2 pseudogenes are annotated in these 886 nt (G+C 73.1%); both read right to left on the bottom strand.

Annotated elements, in window-relative coordinates:
• Positions 1 to 227: pseudogene (locus LPA54_RS33195) on the bottom strand (hypothetical protein); the annotation flags it as partial.
• A gap of 215 nt (positions 228 to 442) precedes the next feature.
• Positions 443 to 781 (bottom strand): annotated as a pseudogene (locus LPA54_RS33190) (zinc-binding dehydrogenase); the annotation flags it as partial.
• Positions 782 to 886: the final 105 nt, after the last annotated feature.

The following is an 886-nucleotide window of genomic DNA, read 5'->3' as shown; positions in this document are numbered from 1 at the left end:
TTCTCGACCAGCACGGCCGGGACCGTGCTGGTGCGTTCGCGGCGGTCGTCGAGCGACGCGCCGACCGCGCCGGCCGCCGCCAGCCCCGCGAACCCCGAGAGGACCAGGGCGAGGACGGCCGTGGCGATCAGCAGCCAGGCCTCGGCGACGTCGCTGCGGCGGCACAGCGGATTGTCCCGCCATCGCCACCAGGGCACCCTGTGCCTCGCACCATGCGTCGTCGCCATGGGAGGTCACCTCCTCGCGCGGGTGCCGACCGCGCCACCACCTCCAGGGTGACCCGTTCTCCCCCGGCCCGCACGGGCGGAACGGCCCTTTTTCGCGGACCGGTCCGGCCATTGCTTCGCGCGCCGGTGCTTCCCGGGCCGGTGCGGCGGGGCGGGACGGCCGGGTCCCGCCGCCCCGCCCCGCGGTCAGACCGTCGGATGCACCGGGACGACCTCGCGAACACGTCGTACGCCTCCTGCATCTGGTCCAGGGCGAAGGTGTGGGAGACCAGTCGGCGGGTGGGCAGCCGGCCGGCCGCGGCCATCCGGAGGAGGGTGGGCGTGGAGTGCGTGTCGACGAGGCCGGTGGTGATGGTGACGTTCTTGATCCACAGGTCCTCGAGGTGCAGCGTGGCGGGCGCGCCGTGCACGCCGACGTTGGCGACGTGCCCGCCGGGGCGCACCACCCGGGTGCACAGTTCGAAGGTCTCCGGCACGCCGACCGCCTCGATCACCACGTCCGCGCCGAGTTCCCCGGTGAGGTCCCCGACCAGCTGCTCGGGACTCTCGCTCGCGCCGACCACCCCGCACAGCGCCATGGTGGTGGAGCGGCGCTCGGTGCCGGGGGCTGTCTCTTATACACAACTGACGCTGCCGACGAATCAAGTTGTGTAGATCTC

It is taken from the genome of Streptomyces sp. DH12 (genome assembly GCF_020873895.1).
GTDB lineage: Bacteria > Actinomycetota > Actinomycetes > Streptomycetales > Streptomycetaceae > Streptomyces.
The sequence above is the reverse complement of the archived record's forward strand: the minus strand, read 5'-3'. Positions and strand labels throughout refer to the sequence as shown.